Origin of the sequence: Nocardioides flavus (ex Wang et al. 2016) (assembly GCF_014653115.1) — a bacterium.
GTDB classification, from domain to species: domain Bacteria; phylum Actinomycetota; class Actinomycetes; order Propionibacteriales; family Nocardioidaceae; genus Nocardioides; species Nocardioides flavus.
Map to the genome: position 1 here is coordinate 131,044 of NZ_BNAD01000005.1, position 16,736 is coordinate 147,779.

At 71.1% G+C, this 16,736-nt stretch carries 19 protein-coding genes; all 19 read right to left on the bottom strand.

Annotated features, from left to right (window positions below; genetic code table 11):
• Window positions 1-12: 12 nt before the first annotated feature.
• Entirely contained in the window at window positions 13-456 is a 444-nt protein-coding gene (locus IE200_RS11070) for a DUF2550 domain-containing protein (RefSeq protein ID WP_191279539.1), read from the bottom strand.
• A gap of 79 nt (window positions 457-535) precedes the next feature.
• Window positions 536-940 (bottom strand): F0F1 ATP synthase subunit epsilon, encoded by a 405-nt coding sequence (locus tag IE200_RS11075; protein WP_191279540.1) that lies wholly within the window; start codon window positions 938-940, stop codon window positions 536-538.
• Complete coding sequence (atpD, locus tag IE200_RS11080) at window positions 940-2,397, bottom strand: F0F1 ATP synthase subunit beta (RefSeq protein WP_191279541.1); 1,458 nt, start codon at window positions 2,395-2,397, stop codon at window positions 940-942. The genes IE200_RS11075 and atpD overlap by 1 nt, the downstream gene beginning before the upstream one ends.
• A gap of 5 nt (window positions 2,398-2,402) precedes the next feature.
• Window positions 2,403-3,320: a F0F1 ATP synthase subunit gamma gene (locus IE200_RS11085; RefSeq protein ID WP_191279542.1), complete on the bottom strand. Its 918-nt coding sequence runs from the start codon at window positions 3,318-3,320 to the stop codon at window positions 2,403-2,405.
• A 4-nt stretch (window positions 3,321-3,324) separates the two neighbouring features.
• Entirely contained in the window at window positions 3,325-4,965 is a 1,641-nt protein-coding gene (gene atpA, locus IE200_RS11090) for a F0F1 ATP synthase subunit alpha (RefSeq protein ID WP_191279543.1), read from the bottom strand.
• A gap of 73 nt (window positions 4,966-5,038) precedes the next feature.
• Window positions 5,039-5,833 carry a F0F1 ATP synthase subunit delta gene (locus tag IE200_RS11095; RefSeq protein WP_229856405.1) on the bottom strand — a complete coding sequence of 265 codons (795 nt, stop codon included), beginning with the start codon at window positions 5,831-5,833 and terminating at the stop codon, window positions 5,039-5,041.
• Window positions 5,833-6,390, bottom strand: coding sequence for a F0F1 ATP synthase subunit B (locus tag IE200_RS11100; RefSeq protein ID WP_191279544.1), 558 nt, complete (start codon window positions 6,388-6,390; stop codon window positions 5,833-5,835). Before IE200_RS11100 ends, IE200_RS11095 begins: the two co-directional genes overlap by 1 nt.
• Before the next feature lie 41 nt (window positions 6,391-6,431).
• On the bottom strand, window positions 6,432-6,641 hold the full coding sequence (atpE, locus tag IE200_RS11105) for an ATP synthase F0 subunit C (protein ID WP_030482691.1): 210 nt from the start codon (window positions 6,639-6,641) through the stop codon (window positions 6,432-6,434).
• A 70-nt stretch (window positions 6,642-6,711) separates the two neighbouring features.
• Window positions 6,712-7,500: a F0F1 ATP synthase subunit A gene (atpB, locus tag IE200_RS11110; RefSeq protein ID WP_229856406.1), complete on the bottom strand. Its 789-nt coding sequence runs from the start codon at window positions 7,498-7,500 to the stop codon at window positions 6,712-6,714.
• Window positions 7,497-7,766, bottom strand: coding sequence for an AtpZ/AtpI family protein (locus IE200_RS11115; protein ID WP_191279545.1), 270 nt, complete (start codon window positions 7,764-7,766; stop codon window positions 7,497-7,499). Before IE200_RS11115 ends, atpB begins: the two co-directional genes overlap by 4 nt.
• A 29-nt stretch (window positions 7,767-7,795) precedes the next feature.
• Window positions 7,796-8,254 carry a hypothetical protein gene (locus IE200_RS11120; protein ID WP_191279546.1) on the bottom strand — a complete coding sequence of 153 codons (459 nt, stop codon included), beginning with the start codon at window positions 8,252-8,254 and terminating at the stop codon, window positions 7,796-7,798.
• Between the two features lie 88 nt (window positions 8,255-8,342).
• Window positions 8,343-9,572 carry an MraY family glycosyltransferase gene (locus IE200_RS11125; RefSeq protein WP_191279547.1) on the bottom strand — a complete coding sequence of 410 codons (1,230 nt, stop codon included), beginning with the start codon at window positions 9,570-9,572 and terminating at the stop codon, window positions 8,343-8,345.
• Window positions 9,573-9,578: 6 nt separating this feature from the next.
• Complete coding sequence (locus IE200_RS11130) at window positions 9,579-10,244, bottom strand: L-threonylcarbamoyladenylate synthase (protein WP_191279548.1); 666 nt, start codon at window positions 10,242-10,244, stop codon at window positions 9,579-9,581.
• Window positions 10,241-11,077 (bottom strand): peptide chain release factor N(5)-glutamine methyltransferase, encoded by an 837-nt coding sequence (prmC, locus tag IE200_RS11135; protein ID WP_229856408.1) that lies wholly within the window; start codon window positions 11,075-11,077, stop codon window positions 10,241-10,243. The genes IE200_RS11130 and prmC overlap by 4 nt, the downstream gene beginning before the upstream one ends.
• Entirely contained in the window at window positions 11,074-12,147 is a 1,074-nt protein-coding gene (gene prfA / locus IE200_RS11140) for a peptide chain release factor 1 (RefSeq protein ID WP_191279549.1), read from the bottom strand. The genes prmC and prfA overlap by 4 nt, the downstream gene beginning before the upstream one ends.
• Window positions 12,148-12,234: 87 nt before the next feature.
• Window positions 12,235-12,459, bottom strand: coding sequence for a 50S ribosomal protein L31 (gene rpmE, locus IE200_RS11145; RefSeq protein ID WP_129453600.1), 225 nt, complete (start codon window positions 12,457-12,459; stop codon window positions 12,235-12,237).
• A gap of 154 nt (window positions 12,460-12,613) precedes the next feature.
• The gene (rho, locus tag IE200_RS11150) at window positions 12,614-14,377 is read right to left on the bottom strand and encodes a transcription termination factor Rho (protein ID WP_191279550.1); all 1,764 of its coding nucleotides are present in this window, start codon (window positions 14,375-14,377) and stop codon (window positions 12,614-12,616) included.
• A gap of 343 nt (window positions 14,378-14,720) precedes the next feature.
• Window positions 14,721-15,617, bottom strand: a complete 897-nt coding sequence (thrB, locus tag IE200_RS11155) for a homoserine kinase (protein WP_191279551.1) — start codon at window positions 15,615-15,617, stop codon at window positions 14,721-14,723.
• A gap of 2 nt (window positions 15,618-15,619) precedes the next feature.
• Complete coding sequence (gene thrC, locus IE200_RS11160; RefSeq protein WP_191279552.1) at window positions 15,620-16,687, bottom strand: threonine synthase; 1,068 nt, start codon at window positions 16,685-16,687, stop codon at window positions 15,620-15,622.
• Between the last annotated feature and the right edge of the window lie 49 nt (window positions 16,688-16,736).

Below are 16,736 nucleotides of genomic sequence, written 5' to 3' on the forward strand. Positions count from 1 at the left end.
CGAGGGCGCGGACTAGCGCCTGTTCCAGTCGGTGCCCGGCGGGCCCGACTCCAGCCAGGCCTGGAAGCCGGTGAGCGACGCCTCGCTCATCGCGATCTCGAGGGGCTCGCCGGAGTACTGGCACGACGCCACGACGTGGCCGTCGTAGAGCGACATCTCCTCGGCGCCCGCCGGCGAGCGGCGTCCGGCGTACTCCAGGAGGTCGCGCGCCCAGACCCGCTTGGGGCGCGGCGAGAGGGAGAAGATCCGGAACCACTCCAGCGACTGCCCGGAGTAGCGGCCGATGCCGAGCAGCCAGCCCCGTCCCGGGTGGTCGGTGCGCGCGCGGTAGCTGAGCTCGAACGTGCCGCCGTGCCGGGCGAGGAAGCGCCGGCGGAAGATCAGGGCGATGCCGTAGAGCAGGGCGAGGAGCAGGCAGAGCCCGACGATGTCGAGCGCCCATTCCCAGACCGGCATCCACACCCTCCGAAACGCAGTGAGCGCACGAACCAACCGGTTCGTGCGCTCACCCTAGCGAGTCGGTTCGCAGGACCTGTCAGGAGGCCCGCTCCACGGCACGGATGCGTGCCTCGGCGCGGCGTACCGCCTCCTGGGCAGCGTCGTCGTTCTCGCCGGCCTCCTTGGCCCGCTCGAGCTCCTGGCGTGCCTTCTCCAGGTCGATCTCGTGCGACATCTCGGCCCGCTCGGCGAGGATCGAGACGCGGTTGTCGGCGACCGAGATGAACCCGGCGTCGACGGCTGCGATCCAGGTCTCGCCCTCCGCCGTCTGCACGTCCACCACGCCCTCGATGATCGAGGACAGCAGCGGTGCGTGGTTGGGCAGGATGCCGACGTCGCCCTCGGTCGTGCGGGCGATGACCATGGTGGCCTGGCCCGACCAGACGAGCCGGTCGGCAGCGACCAGCTCGACCTGGAGGGACTTGTCGGAGGAGCCAGCCATCAGAGGCTCTTCTGGATCTCGGCCCACTTCTGCTCGACGTCGTCCAGACCGCCGCACATGAAGAAGGCCTGCTCGGCCACGTGGTCGTACTCGCCGTCGGCGATCTTGTTGAACGCCTCGATGGTGTCGGCCACCGGGACGGTCGAACCCTCGATGCCGGTGAACTGCTTGGCGACGTAGGTGTTCTGCGACAGGAACCGCTGGATGCGACGGGCCCGGGAGACGATGATCTTGTCCTCCTCGGAGAGCTCGTCGACACCGAGGATGGCGATGATGTCCTGAAGCTCCTTGTTGCGCTGCAGGATCTGCTTGATCCGTACGGCGCAGCGGTAGTGCTCGTCGCCGATGTACTGCGGGTCGAGGATCCGCGAGGTCGACGTCAGGGGGTCCACGGCCGGGTAGATGCCGAGCGAGGCGATCTCACGCGAGAGCTCCGTGGTCGCGTCGAGGTGCGCGAACGTCGTGGCCGGAGCCGGGTCGGTGTAGTCGTCGGCGGGGACGTAGATCGCCTGCATCGAGGTGATCGAGTGACCGCGCGTCGAGGTGATGCGCTCCTGGAGCTGGCCCATCTCGTCGGCGAGGTTCGGCTGGTAGCCCACGGCGGACGGCATGCGGCCGAGCAGCGTGGAGACCTCGGAACCGGCCTGGGTGAAGCGGAAGATGTTGTCGATGAAGAGCAGCACGTCCTGCTTCTGCACGTCGCGGAAGTACTCCGCCATCGTCAGGGCGGACAGGGCCACGCGCAGACGCGTGCCCGGCGGCTCGTCCATCTGGCCGAAGACGAGGGCGGTCTGGCCGATGACGCCGGCCTCCTCCATCTCGACGATGAGGTCGTTGCCCTCACGGGTGCGCTCGCCGACGCCGGCGAACACCGACACACCGCCGTGGTCCTTGGCGACGCGGGCGATCATCTCCTGGATGAGCACGGTCTTGCCGACACCGGCACCACCGAACAGGCCGATCTTGCCGCCCTGCACGTAGGGGGTGAGGAGGTCGATGACCTTGATGCCGGTCTCGAACATCTGGGTCTTCGACTCCAGCTGGTCGAAGGCCGGGGCCTTGCGGTGGATGCCCCACCGCTCCTTGACGTCCAGGGTCTCGCCCTCGGCGAGGTTGAGGCAGTCACCCGTGGTGTTGAAGACCTTGCCGAGCGTGGCGTCGCCGACCGGCACGGTGATGGACTCACCGGTGTCGGTGACCTGCGCGCCGCGGACCAGGCCGTCGGTGGGCTTCATGGAGATGGCGCGCACCATGCCGTCACCGATGTGCTGGGCCACCTCGAGCGTGATCGTGGTGGTCTCGCCGCTCAGGGTCAGGTCGACCTTGAGGGCGTTGTAGATCGCCGGCATCGCGTCGGTCGGGAACTCGATGTCCACGACCGGGCCGATGACGCGCGTGATGCGCCCGACCGAGCCGGCAGCGCCGCTCGTCTGGGTCTCTTCGACGGTTGCAGTCATTTCTCTCACTCACTCCCGGCGTTGGCGTCGGCAAGGGCGTTGACGCCACCGACGATCTCGCTGATCTCTTGGGTAATGCCGGCCTGGCGGGCCTGGTTGGCGATTCGGGTGTACTTCTTGATGAGCTCGTCGGCGTTGTCCGTCGCGGACTTCATCGCCTTCTGACGGGCGGCCAGCTCGGAAGCGGCAGCCTGCAGGAGGGCGAAGAAGATGCGGCTCTGGACGTAGCGCGGCAGCAGGGAGTCGAGCACCTCCGAGGGAGACGGCTCGAACTCGTAGAGGGGCAGCAGGTCGCCCTCCTCGGGCGGCTCCGTCCCCTCGACGACCTCCAGCGGCAGCAGGCGTACGGCGGTCGGCTCCTGGCTGAGCATCGAGCGGAACCGCGTGTAGACCACGTGGACCTCGTCGACGGCCGTCTTCTCCTCGTCGGTCTCGGCGAGGAAGGCCTCGATCAACGTCGCGCCGATCTCGGCCGCCACGTCGTAGGTCGGCTGGTCGGAGAAGCCCGTCCACGACTGGACGACCGTGCGCTGGCGGAACTTGAAGTAGGCCTCGGCCTTGCGGCCGCTGGCGTAGAGGTCGACGTCCTTGCCCTCGCCCTTGAGCTTCTCGACGAGGCGCTCGGCCTCCTTGATCACGCTCGAGGAGTAGGCGCCGGCCAGACCGCGGTCGGAGGTGACCACGAGGACGGCTGCCTTCTTGGGGTTCTCCGGCTCGGTGGTCAGCGCGTGGTCGACGTTGGAGAACGTCGCCACGGCCGACACCGCGCGCGTGAGCTCGCGGGCGTAGGGCGCTGCGGCCTGGGCTCGCTGCTGGGCCTTGATGATCCGCGAGGCAGCGATGAGCTCCATCGCACGCGTGATCTTCTTCATCGACTCCGTCGACTTGATCCGCGCGCGGTACTCGCGTACGGAGAGAGCCATGTCGTCAGCCCCGCTTCTGCTTGACGATCTGCTCCTGCTCGACGTCCTCGTCCTCGAGGGCGACGTGCTCTTCCTTGCCGGCCTTGATGCTCTGGCCGTCGGAAGTCTCGAACTGGTCGAGGAAGGAGTCGTACGCCGCGACCAGCTCGGCCTCGGCGGCGTCGTCGAACTTCGTGGTCTCACGGATGCCGGCGAGGATGCCCTCGTGGCTGCGGCGCAGGTAGTCGAGGAACTCGTGCTCGAAGCGCAGCACGTCGTCGGTCGGGACCCGGTCCAGGCGGCCCGTGGTGCCGAGCCACAGCGAGGCGGTCATCTCCTCGAGCGGGTACGGCGAGTACTGGGGCTGCTTGAGCAGGGCCATCAGGCGCTGGCCGCGGTCGAGCTGCTGGCGCGAGGCCGCGTCGAGGTCGGAGGCGAACATGGCGAACGCCTCCATCGCGCGGAACTGCGCCAGGTCCACCTTGAGCGAGCCGGTGACGGCCTTCATCGCCTTGGTCATGGCCGAGCCACCCACGCGCGAGACCGAGACGCCCACGTCGATGGCGGGGCGCTGGTTGGCCGCGAACAGGTCGGACTGCAGGAAGATCTGGCCGTCGGTGATCGAGATGACGTTGGTCGGGATGAACGCCGAGACGTCGTTGGCCTTGGTCTCGATGATCGGCAGGCCGGTCATCGAGCCCTTGCCCATGTCGTCGGACAGCTTCGCGCAGCGCTCGAGGAGCCGGCTGTGCAGGTAGAAGACGTCACCGGGGTAGGCCTCGCGGCCCGGCGGGCGACGCAGGAGCAGCGACACGGCGCGGTAGGCCTCGGCCTGCTTGGTCAGGTCGTCGAACACGATCAGGACGTGCTTGCCCTCGTACATCCAGTGCTGGCCGATGGCCGAGCCGGTGTAGGGGGCGAGGTACTTGAAGCCGGCGGAGTCGGAGGCCGGGGACGCCACGATGGTGGTGTACTCCAGCGCGCCGGCCTCCTCGAGGGCGCCACGCACGGAGGCGATGGTCGAGCCCTTCTGGCCGATGGCGACGTAGATGCAGCGCACCTGCTTGTCCGGGTCGCCGGACTCCCAGTTCTGCTTCTGGTTGATGATCGTGTCGATGGCGATCGTCGTCTTGCCGGTCGCGCGGTCACCGATGATCAGCTGGCGCTGGCCGCGCCCGATCGGGGTCATCGCGTCGATGGCCTTGATGCCGGTCGCGAGGGGCTCGTGCACCGACTTGCGCTCCATCACAGTGGCGGCCTGGAGCTCGAGCGGGCGGCGGCCGACGGTCTCGACGTCGCCGAGGCCGTCGATCGGCGTGCCCAGCGGGTCGACGACGCGACCCAGGTAGCCGTCGCCGACGGGGACGGAGAGGATCTCGCCGGTGCGGCGGACCGCCTGGCCCTCCTCGATCTTGTCGAAGTCACCGAGGACCACGACGCCGACCTCGCGGGTGTCGAGGTTCAGGGCGATGCCCAGCGTGCCGTCCTCGAACTCGAGCAGCTCGTTGGCCATGACCGAGGGCAGTCCGCTCACGCGGGCGATGCCGTCGGCGGCCTCCGCGACGGTGCCGACCTCTTCCTTGGTCGCCGTGTCGGGCTTGTAGTCGGACACGAAGCGCTGGAGCGCGTCCCGGATCTCGTCCGGACGGATGGAAAGCTCCGTCATCTCATCTCACCTGTTCCTGGTCTGCAGTGCTCGAAAGTTCTGGGCTCGAAAGTGCTGGGTGGTGCCGGTTGGCTCAGCCGGCGAGGCGGCGTCGGGCCTCGTCGAGACGGCTGGACACCGTCCCGTCGATGACGTCGTCGCCGATCTCGACGCGGATGCCGCCGATGACCTCGGGGTCGACGACGACGTTGAGGTGGATCTCGCGCCCGTAGGTGCGCGCGAGCGCGCCGGCGAGCCGCTGACGGTCGTCGTCGGCGAGGGGCCGGGCGACTCGTACGGTGGCGACGGCCTGTCCGCGGACGTCGGCCGCCACCTTCTGGTAGTCGGCCAGGGCGACCCCGACCGTGCGGTAGCTGCCCGACAGCGACTGCTGCACGAGGGCCACCGTCGCCGGGAGCACCTTGTCGCCCAGCAGGTCACCCAGCAGGCGTGCCTTGTCGGCCCGGCTGCGGGCCGGGTCGGACAGCGCGTCGCGCAGCTCGGGGTTGTCCTGGACGACCTGCCCGAAGACGAACAGCTCGTCCTCGAGGCGACCGGCGTCGCCCCCCGCGGACCGGGCGACCGCGACCACACCGAGGCGCTCGAGCGCGTCGGCGAGGTCACGGCTGGCGGTCCACCGCTGGGCGACGGCGAGGGTGACGACGGCCAGCGCGAGGTCGGAGACCTTGCCGGCCAGCACGTCGCGGAGCAGGCCGGCCTTGGCCTCGCCCGCCACGGACGCGTCGGTCGCGACGCGCCGCAGACCGGGCTCGGCCCGCAGCAGGTCGGCCACCGCGAACAGGTCCCGACCCACGGCACCCGCGTCGTCGGCGCCCGTGAGGGCGGCGGCGGTGGCGGCGTACGCGTCGGCGGAGGCTCCTCGCAACATCAGTTGACGCTCCCCGTGGTGCCGTTCTGCGCCTCGAGCTCGGTGAGGAAGCGGTCGACCACGCGGCTCTGGCGAGCCTCGTCGTCGAGGCTCTCGCCCACGATGCGGCCGGCGAGGCCGGTCGCGAGGGCGCCCACCTCGGCCCGCAGCGAGGTGACCGCCTGCTGGCGCTCCGCCTCGATCTGCGTCTTGCCGTGCTCGACGATGCGGGTGGACTCGGCCTGGGCCTGCTCCCGCATCTCGGCGATGATCGCAGCACCCTGCTCGCGAGCCTCCTCACGGATGCGCGCGGCCTCGTGCCGGGCGTCGGCGAGCTGCTTCTCGAGCTCGGCGAGCTTGGCGTCGGCCTCGGCCTGCTTGGACTCGGCCGCGCTGAGGCCACCCTCGATCGCCGCAGTGCGCTCCGCGAAGGTCTTCTCGAAGTTCGGTACGACGAACTTGCGCATGAGGACGAAGAGGATCGCGAAGACGATCAGGGCGAGGATGACCTCTGACCAGACCGGCAGCACCGGACTGTGGGTCTCGCCCTCCGCCGCCGCCAGGACGATGTGGTCCATGAGTCGAACTCCTACGGTCTAGAGCTGGGGTGCGACGGTCGTCAGAGAGGCAGGACGAACGCGAGCGCGACGGTGATGATGAAGAGCGCCTCGGCAAGAACGAAGCCAAGAATGGCGATCGACTGCAGACGGCTCTGGGCCTCGGGCTGGCGCGCGACACCGGAGATGAACGCGGCGAAGATCAGGCCGATACCGACACCGGGACCGATGGCGGACAGGCCGAGACCGACCAGGTTGATGGAGCCTTCCACGGCTTTTCCTTTCGTCGGCGACGCGTCTCTCGCGCCGCTGTTTGGCGAAACTTGTGGGGGGTGGTGCGGATCAGTGCTCGTCGGCGAGGGCCTCGCCGATGTACATCGAGCTCAGGAGGGTGAAGACGTAGGCCTGGAGGAACATCACCAGCATCTCCAGGAAGCTGACGCCGATGCCGAGCCCGAAGGACAGCACGCCGACGGCGCCGTAGAGGACGTTTCCGCTGGCCAGCAGGGCCGCGCCACCGGTGGCGAACAGGATCAGGAGCAGGTGGCCGGCGAACATGTTGCCGAACAGACGCAGCGTGAGCGTGACCGGGCGGATGATGATGTTGGAGAAGAACTCCAGCGGCACCAGCAGGAGCAGGATCGGGCCCTTGACGCCGCCGGGCATCGTGGCGTGCTTGAGGTAGCCGAGCGGGCCGTGCTTCCAGATGCCGGCACCGACGTAGATGCCCCAGCTCAGCAGCGCGAGCGGGACGATGAAGCCGATGCGCGAGAAGCTCGGGAACTGCAGGAACGGGATCACGCCGTAGTAGTTGTTCACCAGGATGAAGGTGAACAGCGTGAAGAGGTAGGGCACGAACTTCATGTAGTGCTCGCTGCCGATGTTGTCGCGAGCCATGTTGTTGCGCACGAAGCCGTAGACCATCTCGCCGGTGTACTGCAGGCGGCCCGGCACCAGGGAGGCGTTGCGCGAGGCGGCGTAGAAGAAGCCGAACACGACCACCGCGGACAGCACCAGCAGGACCATCGGCTTGGTGACGTCACCGAAGATCGGCGGCAGCTCGAAGCTTCCGGGGCCAGGGGCAGTGAAGCCCGAACCGCCCTCTGCCGCGACAGGCTGGGTGATGCTCACTCCGACTCCTCGTTGCTCGTCTTGTTGCTCGGCTTGACGCTGTTGTGGCCCTGCTCGGCATCGGTCTGCCTGCGGAGCTGCACGATCATCATGTAGGTGCCCAGACCGCCGCCCAGCAGGACTCCCGCCGCCACGAGGAAGCGGGTGCCGAGCCACTGGTCCAGCAGCCACCCGACGAACCCGTAGAACAGCACTCCGGCCACCAGGTAGCTGGGGGCACTGCTGCTCCGCGGGGGCTCGGAGGACGTGGCACTGGACTCGGCCATGGCGCTGCGAACGTTAGCAGCCGTGGTGGTCACGACTCACCCCCGGTGGGGAGGTCGAAGTAGGGCGTGCGCTCACGGGCGGTGAGCACCAGGTGCGCGGTGGTCCACACGAGCGTGGCGACCACCATCGACGCAGCGAGCCATCCGCGCGCGACCTCGCCGGAGAACGCGCCTCCGCGCGTGATCGCGAGGAAGACCAGGAGCACGACCGCCAGCTGCGTGGCGTAGGTGACCAGGGCGACCAGGAGGGAGGCGGACGGCATCGCGCTGGCCACCACGTGCAGCGACAGCGTGCCGAACGACACCACCAGCGCCACCAGGCCGGCGCCGACCGCCGCGGCGGCGGCGGGCTCGGCGCCGTGCACGAGTGCGGCGGATGCGGCGAGCACTCCCCCGGCCAGCACCGTGAGGCCCGCTGCGCGGGAGACGACCCGTACGCCCGGCGCGAGGCTGCGGCGACGGGTGGTCGCACTGCTCTCGGTCGTCATGGCGGCGGCCGTTCTGTCGGGTTCTGGCGGGTCTGGCACTGCCGTCCCAGCCTGCCTGGAAGGGCTCCGGAACTGCTCGTGAAAACTATCACAAAGTCCCGGGCGGGCGGAAAACCGGGGCGACCTGCTCGTCCGGCTCCGCTCCCCCGTCGTCGTCGGCCCGGCCCTCGACCGCGTCGTTCTCGGGCAGCCCGGTGTCGCCGAGCCCGGTCTTGCGCGGACGGTGCACCTTGGGGAGCACGAAGGTCAGCGTGACAGTGAGCGCGAGCATGGAGCCGAGGCTCCACCACACCCACGTGCTGTCGAAGAGGCTCACGATCACCGCACCCGCGGCGATGGTGGCGGCCCACATCCACATGATCAGCACCGCCCGGCGCTGGGAGTGACCGATCTCGAGCAGGCGGTGGTGGAGGTGCTGCTTGTCCGCGCTCATCGGCGAGCGACCCGCCCGCGTGCGGCGTACGACGGCGAGCACCAGGTCGACGATCGGCACCATCAGCAGCGAGATCGGCAGCAGCACGGGCAGCACCGTGACGAAGAGGCTGTTGCCCGTCGTCTCCGGCATGCCGACGAACTGCCCGGTCAGCGTCAGTGCGCTCGCCGAGAGCACCAGGCCGATCAGCATCGAGCCCGAGTCGCCCATGAAGAGGCGCGCAGGGTGGAAGTTGTGCGGGAGGAAGCCGGCGCAGGCCCCCGCCAGGGCAGCGCTGAGCAGCGCGCCCGTGGTCGCCAGGGTCAGGTTGGCCTGGGCCGAGGCGAAGTAGCAGTAGAGGAAGAACGCGGCGGCGCCGATGCCGACCACGCCGGCCGCCAGGCCGTCGAGGCCGTCGACGAAGTTGACCGCGTTCATCGTGCCGATGACGACGACGAGCGTCAGCACCGCGCTCTGAACGACGTCGAGTGAGAACTGGGTGCCGTCGGCGCCGGGGAAGTAGTAGAACTGCACGCCCTGCGAGACCAGCAGACCGGCGGCCAGGACCTGCCCGCCGAGCTTGGTCAGGGCGTCGAGGTCGAAGATGTCGTCGATGACGCCGACGGCGCACACCAGCGCGCCGGCCAGGAGCACCACCCCTGCGTCCTTGAACACGAAGCCCTCGCTGCGCAGGCCGAGGAACGGCAGCTCTCGCGCCACGACGTACGCCGCGCAGAGGCCGCCGAGCATCGCGAGGCCGCCCAGGTAGGGGATCGGCTCGGCGTGCACGTCGCGGTCGCGCACCTGGGCGACGGCTCCGGTGCGCAGCGCGATCTCGCGGGCGACGACGGTGAGCAGGTAGGTGACCGAGAGGGCCACCAGGAAGACGAGGAGGTACTCCCGCATCGCCGCCTAGCCCTGGTCTGCGAGCACGACCCCGTGCTCGGCGATGGCGGCGTTGAGCGTCTCCAGCGAGAGCGCGCCGAGCCGCAGCACCCGCCCCTCGGGGACGGTGACGTCGATGATGGTGGAGGCCTCGCCACCCGGGGACGTGCCGCCGTCGACGATCACGGCAACCGCGTCGCCGAGCATCTCCTCGGCCTGGTCGGCGTCGGTCGCCGCCGGGCGCCCGGTGAGGTTGGCCGAGCTGACCGCGAGGGGACCGGTGCGCTCGAGGACGGCCAGTGCCACCTCGTCGTCGGGCATCCGCACCGCGACCGTGCCGCGGGTCTCGCCCAGGTCCCACATGAGGGAGCCCTGCTGGCGGCAGACCAGCGTGAGCGGTCCGGGCCAGAACTGCTCGACGAGCGTGCGGGCCCACGCCGGGACGCCCTCGGCCAGCGCGTCGAGGGTGGTCGCTGCCGACACCAGCACCGGCGGGGGCATCTCCCGGCCGCGGCCCTTGGCGTCGAGCAGCCGCTGCACGGCGTCGTGGGAGAACGCGTCGGCTGCCACGCCGTACACGGTGTCGGTGGGGATGACCACCAGCTCTCCGCGTCGTACGGCGCCGGCGGCGGCGCTGACCGCAGCCTCCCGCTCCTCCTCGGTCGAGGTCGCAAGCCTGTCCACGTCGCTCATCGTGCCAGTCTCGCGGTCACGTAGCGCGGTCGACCCGCGAGGTCGCGGTGGTCGGTCACGTCGGACCACCGCCCGGAGGCGGTGAAGACACCCGGTGCGGACTCGCCCTGGACGTCGGCGTGCTCGGCGCCGACCACTCCCCCGGGCCGCAGCAGCACGCCGGCGCGCCGCTCGAGGACTCGCAGCGCGTCGAGGCCGTCCTGCCCGGAGAACAACGCGAGGTGCGGGTCGTGGTCGCGGGCCTCGGCGGCGACCGACTCCCATGCCTCCAGGGGGATGTAGGGCGGGTTGCACACGACGACGTCGACGGTGCCCGCGAGGTCCTCGAAGGCCGTGGCGAGGTCGCCGTGGCGCAGGTCGACGCCGGTGCCCGACAGGTTGCGCTCGGCCCAGGCCAGCGCCCCTTCGTCGAGCTCGACGGCGTGGACCTCGGCGTCCGGCGCCTCGTCGGCGAGGGCCTTGGCGATCGCGCCGGAGCCGGTGCACAGGTCGACCACGACGGCCGGGCGGTCCAGCGCGGAGGCGGCCGCGATCGCCCAGCCGGCGAGGAGCTCGGTCTCGGGCCTGGGCACGAAGACACCGGGACCGACGGCGAGCTCGACGTGGCGGAACGCCGCGCTGCCGGTCAGGTGCTGGAGCGGCTCGCGGGCGGCCCGCCGCGTGACCAGCGCGTCGTACGCCTCCTGCTCCCCCGCATCCAGCGCGTCGACCAGCGGCAGCCGGCCGAGCTCGACGCCGAGGACGTGCGCGAGCAGCAGGTCGGCGTCGCGCTCCGGCGAGGCGACCCCGGCGGCGCGCAGGCGGTCGGCCGCGCGCCGGCGCAGCTCCCTCACGACTCGAGGGCCGCGAGCCGTGCGGCCATGTCGGTCTCGACGCAGGAGTCGAGGACCGGCTGGAGGTCGCCGTCGAGGACCTGGTCGAGGTTGTAGGACTTGTAGCCGGTGCGGTGGTCGGAGATCCGGTTCTCCGGGAAGTTGTAGGTGCGAATCCGCTCGGAGCGGTCCACGGTGCGCACCTGCGAGCGCCGCGCGTCGCTCGCCTCCGCGTCCGCCGCGTCCTGGGCGGCCTGGAGCAGCCGCGAGCGCAGGATCCGCATCGCGGACTCCTTGTTCTGCAGCTGGCTCTTCTCGTTCTGGCAGCTAGCCACGATGCCGGTCGGCAGGTGCGTGATGCGCACGGCCGAGTCGGTGGTGTTGACGCTCTGCCCGCCGGGCCCGCTGGAGCGGTAGACGTCGATGCGCAGGTCGTTGTCGTCGATGGTCACGTCGATCGGCTCCGCCTCGGGCGACACGAGCACCCCGGCGGCCGAGGTGTGGACCCGCCCCTGCGACTCGGTCACCGGGACGCGCTGGACGCGGTGCACGCCACCCTCGAACTTGAGCAGCGCATAGGGCGCCTGGCCGGGCTCGACCGTCCCGCGGGCCTTGACCGCGGCCGTGACCGACTTGTAGCCGCCGAGGTCGGACTCGGTCGCGTCGAGGACCTCCACGCTCCAGCCGCGCGCCTCGGCGTAGCGGGAGTACATCCGGAGCAGGTCGCCGGCGAACAGCGCCGACTCCTCACCGCCCTCGCCCGACTTGATCTCGAGCAGCGCGTCCTTGCCGTCGGAGGGGTCGCGAGGCACGAGCAGGCGGCGCAGCCGCTCCCCCGCCGCCTCGCGCCGCACCGCGAGCTCGTCGGCCTCCCGGGCGAAGGCCGGGTCGTCGGAGGCGAGCTCGCGCGCCGCCTCGATGTCGTCGCCGAGCCGGAGCCACTCCTGCCAGGTCGTCACGACTGCGGTGAGCTCGGCGTAGCGCTGGTTGAGCTGCTTGGCCAGGCGCTGGTCGGCGTGCGTCTCGGGCAGGGCCAGGCGCTGCTCGAGCTCGGCGTGCTCCTCCCGCATGCCCTCGACTGCCTCGAACATGGTGCTCCTGCTTCCTCGTGCGGCTCCCGGACAGACGACAAGGCGCCGGCCACCCGCGGTGAGCGGGCGACCGGCGCCTGGCGTGGACTACTTGCTCTCGGCAGCAGCCTTCTTGCCGTAGCGGGACTCGAACCGGGCGACGCGGCCGCCGGTGTCGAGGATCTTCTGCTTGCCGGTGTAGAACGGGTGGCACTGCGAGCAGACGTCGGCGTGGATCGAGCCGGAGGTCGCGGTGCTGCGGGTGGTGAACGACGCGCCGCAGGTGCAGGTCACCTGGGTCTCGACGTACTCGGGGTGGGTGTCCTTCTTCATGGTGTCCTCTCGAATTGCTCCGGGTCGCCCGCGTGGATCGCGTAGTGACGTGAACCGGAACCGGCGCACAAGTGTGCCACCGGGGTGAACAACGGCGCCAATCCGTGGATTCCCCGCCGCGACCGGCGGGGCACCGCGACGGCGGACCGGCGGGTCAGTGACCGCCGACGACCTTCGCCACGGCCTGCTGGGAGTCCGCGGCGGCGAGCTTCTTGCGGATGTCGCCGACCACGGCGCCCTCCGCCGGCGCCAGCAGCCGCTCCTCGTGCCGGGTGCCCGAGGCGGTCACGTCGACAGCGGGGACGATGCCCTTCGCCGCCCGCTCCGCACTGAGCGCGAGCTCCCAGTTCTCGGTGCCGGCGATCTCCTCGAGGAAGAACTCGTCGGTCGCCGACCCGGTGCCCACCGCGACCGTGGCCAGGACCGTCAGGGACCCGGCGTCCTCGATCTTGCGGGCCGCGCCGAAGAACTCCTTGGTCGGGTGGACCGCGGACGCGTCGACGATGCCCGCCAGCACGCGCCCGTTCGCCGGTGCCGCCAGGTTGTAGGCGCGACCGAGGCGCGTGAGCGAGTCGAGCAGCACGACCACGTCGTGGCCGAGCTCCACCAGCCGCTTGGCCCGCTCGATCGCCAGCTCGGCGACGAGCGTGTGGTCGGCCGGCTGCCGGTCGAAGGTCGAGGCGACGACCTCGCCCTTGACGGCGCGCTGGAAGTCGGTGACCTCCTCAGGGCGGGCGTCGACCAGGACCACCATGACGTGGCACTCGGGGTTGTTGGTCGTCACCGACTGGGCGATCGACTGCAGCAGCGACGTCGCGCCCGTACGGGGCGGGGTGAGGATCAGGCCACGCTGGCCCTTGCCGATCGGCGAGGCGATGTCGATGACCTTGCCGGTCAGGTTCGCCTCGTCCGTGGCCAGGCGCAGCCGCTGGTGCGGGTGCACCGGGACCGCGTCGGAGAACTCCGGACGCTCCTTGGCGCCCTCGGACTCGGTGCCGTTGACGCTGTCGATGCGGACCATCGGGTTGAACTTCTCCCGACGCTCGCCCTCGCGGGGCTGGCGGACCTGGCCGACCACGGCGTCGCCGCGGCGCAGGTGGTACTTGCGCACCATCGACAGCGACAGGTAGACGTCCTCCGGGCCCGGCAGGTAGCCCGAGGTCCGCACGAACGCGCAGTTGTCGAGGACGTCCAGGATGCCGGCCGCCGGCACCAGCACGTCGTCCTCGAGGATGGTGGTGTCGGGCTCGCTGCGGCCCCCATGGCGCACCGTCGTGCGGTCCCGGCCGCGGCGGCGGCGGTTGCGGCGGCTGCCGCCCTCGCCATCCTCGTCCTCGTCGGGCTGCTGCTGGTTCTGCTGCTGACCCTGGTTCTGCTGCTGGTTCTGCTGCTGGTTCTGGCGGGACTGCTTGTCCTGCCTGTCCTGCTTGTCCTGCTTGTCCTGCTGCTTGCCGTCCTTCGCGGACTGCTGGCCCTTCGGGCCCTTCTGGGCCTTCTGGCCCTGCTCGCGATCAGACTGCTCGGCCTGCTTCTGCTCGGCCTGCTTCTGCCCGGGCTGCTGCTCGGACTGCTGCTGCTCGGCCTGCTTCTGCTCGGCCTGCTCGACCTGGCGCTGCTTGCGGGTCCGGGTGCGTACGGTCGCCTGCGGGGCAGGCTCCTGCTCCGGCTCCTGCCGCGCGGGCGCCTCGGCGCCACCGGGCGCCTCCGCCGGCGCGGACGCCGCGGGCGCGGACGTCGCGGGCCGGCCGCTGGACTGGGTCGCCTTGATGGCCTCGACGAGCTGGGCCTTCTTCATCGAGCCGGCGCCGGCGACGCCGAGGCCGACGGCCATCGACTTGAGGTCCGCCAGCAGCATCGAGCTCAGGCCGGCCGACCTGGACGCGGTCTTCTTGGCAGGCTTCGAGGGGGTCTCGGTCACGTGGGTCCTTCGCACGTTGCGTCGCCTGCGAGGCGGGAGACCCGGCCTGCGAGGCGGATGGTGGTCGCCCGGGCACGCAGTCCTCGAGGATGCCGGAGGACCGGGACGGGCAGGTGCGCCGAACGGCGCGGCGTCAGGTTAGCAGGCGCCACGCCGCGACGACTGCCGGCCGGACGCGGACAACCCGCCGACCGACGGTGGCGGCACATCGCAGCTCCCGACCGCCCCCGTACGCAATCTGCCGCCACCACGCAACACCGCCGACCGACGGTGGCGGCACATCGCAGCTCCCGACCGCCGCCGTACGCAATCTGCCGCCACCACGGCGGCCGGGCGTACGGGATCAGGTGAGGCGGGCGCCGTCGACGTCCACCGACAGCACGTGCGGGGTCCATCCCTGCGGGCAGCGGGCGAGCAGGGCGGAGGTGTCGGAAGACCCGAACGCCAGCACGGTGGGCCCTGCGCCGGACACCACGGCGGGCACCCCGTCGGCGCGCAGCGCGCGGACGAGCTCGAGCGTACGGGGCATCGCGGGCTCGCGCTGGTCCTGGTGGAGCCAGTCGCGGGTGGCGGCGAGCAGGTGCTCGGGCTGCCCACTGAGCGCCGCGACCAGCAGCGCGGCGCGCCCGGCGTTGGCGGCGGCGTCCGCGTGCGGGACGACGTCGGGCAGCAGGCCGCGAGCGACCGCGGTCTCGACGCCGTCCGGCGGGACGAACACGACGGCGGTGATCCTCGGGTCGACCCCGGCGCGCACGGCGTACCACCGGTCGGCCTCGCGCCCGGAGATCACGAACCCGCCGTAGAACGCCGGGGCCACGTTGTCGGGATGGCCCTCGAGGTCGGCGGCGAGGTCGAAGAGCGCGTCGTCGGAGGCCAGCAGCTGACCGCCCGCCACGAGTCCGCGCGCGAGCACCACACCGGCGACGATGGCGGCCGAGGACGACCCCAGGCCGCGGGCGTGCGGGATGACGTTGCGGCACGACAGCCGCAGGCCGGGCGGCTGCTCGCCCATCAGCTCGAAAGCCGCGCGCATCGCCCGTACGACGAGGTGTCGCTCGTCGCGCGGCACGCCCTCGGCCCCCGCGCCCTCCACCTCGACCACCAGGCCGTCGGGCAGGACCTCCGCCTCGAGCTCGTCGCGCAGGGAGAGCGCGAGGCCGAGCGAGTCGAAGCCGGGGCCGAGGTTGGCGGACGTGGCGGGGACGCTGACCCGCACGGGTCCGTCGACGAAGGTCGCCATGCTCAGGCGAGACCGGCGGCCGCTGCCGCGGCTGCCACGTCGGCGTCCACGACCGTGTCGACGACGTCGCCGTACGACTCCAGCGCGGTGGCGGTGTCCTTGAGGCCGTGGCCGGTGACCGTGATCGCGACCGTCGCACCGGCGTAGCTCTCGCCCGCCGCGAGCTCGGCCAGCAGGCCGGCGACGCCGGCGGCGGAGGCGGGCTCCACGAAGACGCCGTCACGCCGGGCCAGCTCGGCCTGCGCGGCGAGGATCTGCGCGTCGCTGACCGCGGCGAACCGGCCGCCGGACTCGTGGGCGGCCGCCTCGGCGAGCTTCCACGAGGCGGGGTTGCCGATCCGGATCGCGGTCGCCTTGGTCTCGGGGTCCGGGAAGGGCTCGCCGGTGACGAGGGGCGAGGCGCCCTCGGCCTGGAACCCCCGCATCACCGGGCGCCTGCTCGCCCGGCCGAGGTCGGCGTACTGCTCGTAGCCCATCCAGTAGGCGGAGATGTTGCCGGCGTTGCCCACCGGGAGCAGGTGGTAGTCGGGGGCGTCGCCGAGGAAGTCGCAGATCTCGAAGGCCGCGGTCTTCTGGCCCTGCAGGCGGACCGGGTTGACGGAGTTGACCAGCGCCACGGGGTAGTCCCAGGCCAGGCCCTTGGCCATCTGCAGGCAGTGGTCGAAGTTGCCGCGGACCATGATGATCTGGGCGCCGTGCACCACGGCCTGCGCCATCTTGCCGGCGGCGATCTTGCCCTCGGGGACCAGCACCAGCGGCTTGAGCCCCGCCTTCGCGGCGTAGGCCGCCATCGACGCCGACGTGTTGCCGGTCGAGGCGCAGACCACGGCCTGCGCGCCCTCGTGCTTGGCGACCGAGATGGCCGTGGTCATGCCGCGGTCCTTGAAGGAGCCGGTGGGGTTGTCGCCCTCGACCTTGAGCCACACCTGCGCACCGGTGAGGGAGGAGAGCCACTCCGAGTGCACGAGCGGCGTGCCGCCCTCGCGGAGCGTGACCGCCTCGAGGTCGTCGGGCAGCAGGTCGAGGAGGTCGCGGTACTCCTCGATGAGTCCGCGCCACTGGTGGCTCATGCGGGGTCCCCGTTCGAAGCGGAGCGCAGCGGGCATTCGGCTGGGGTGT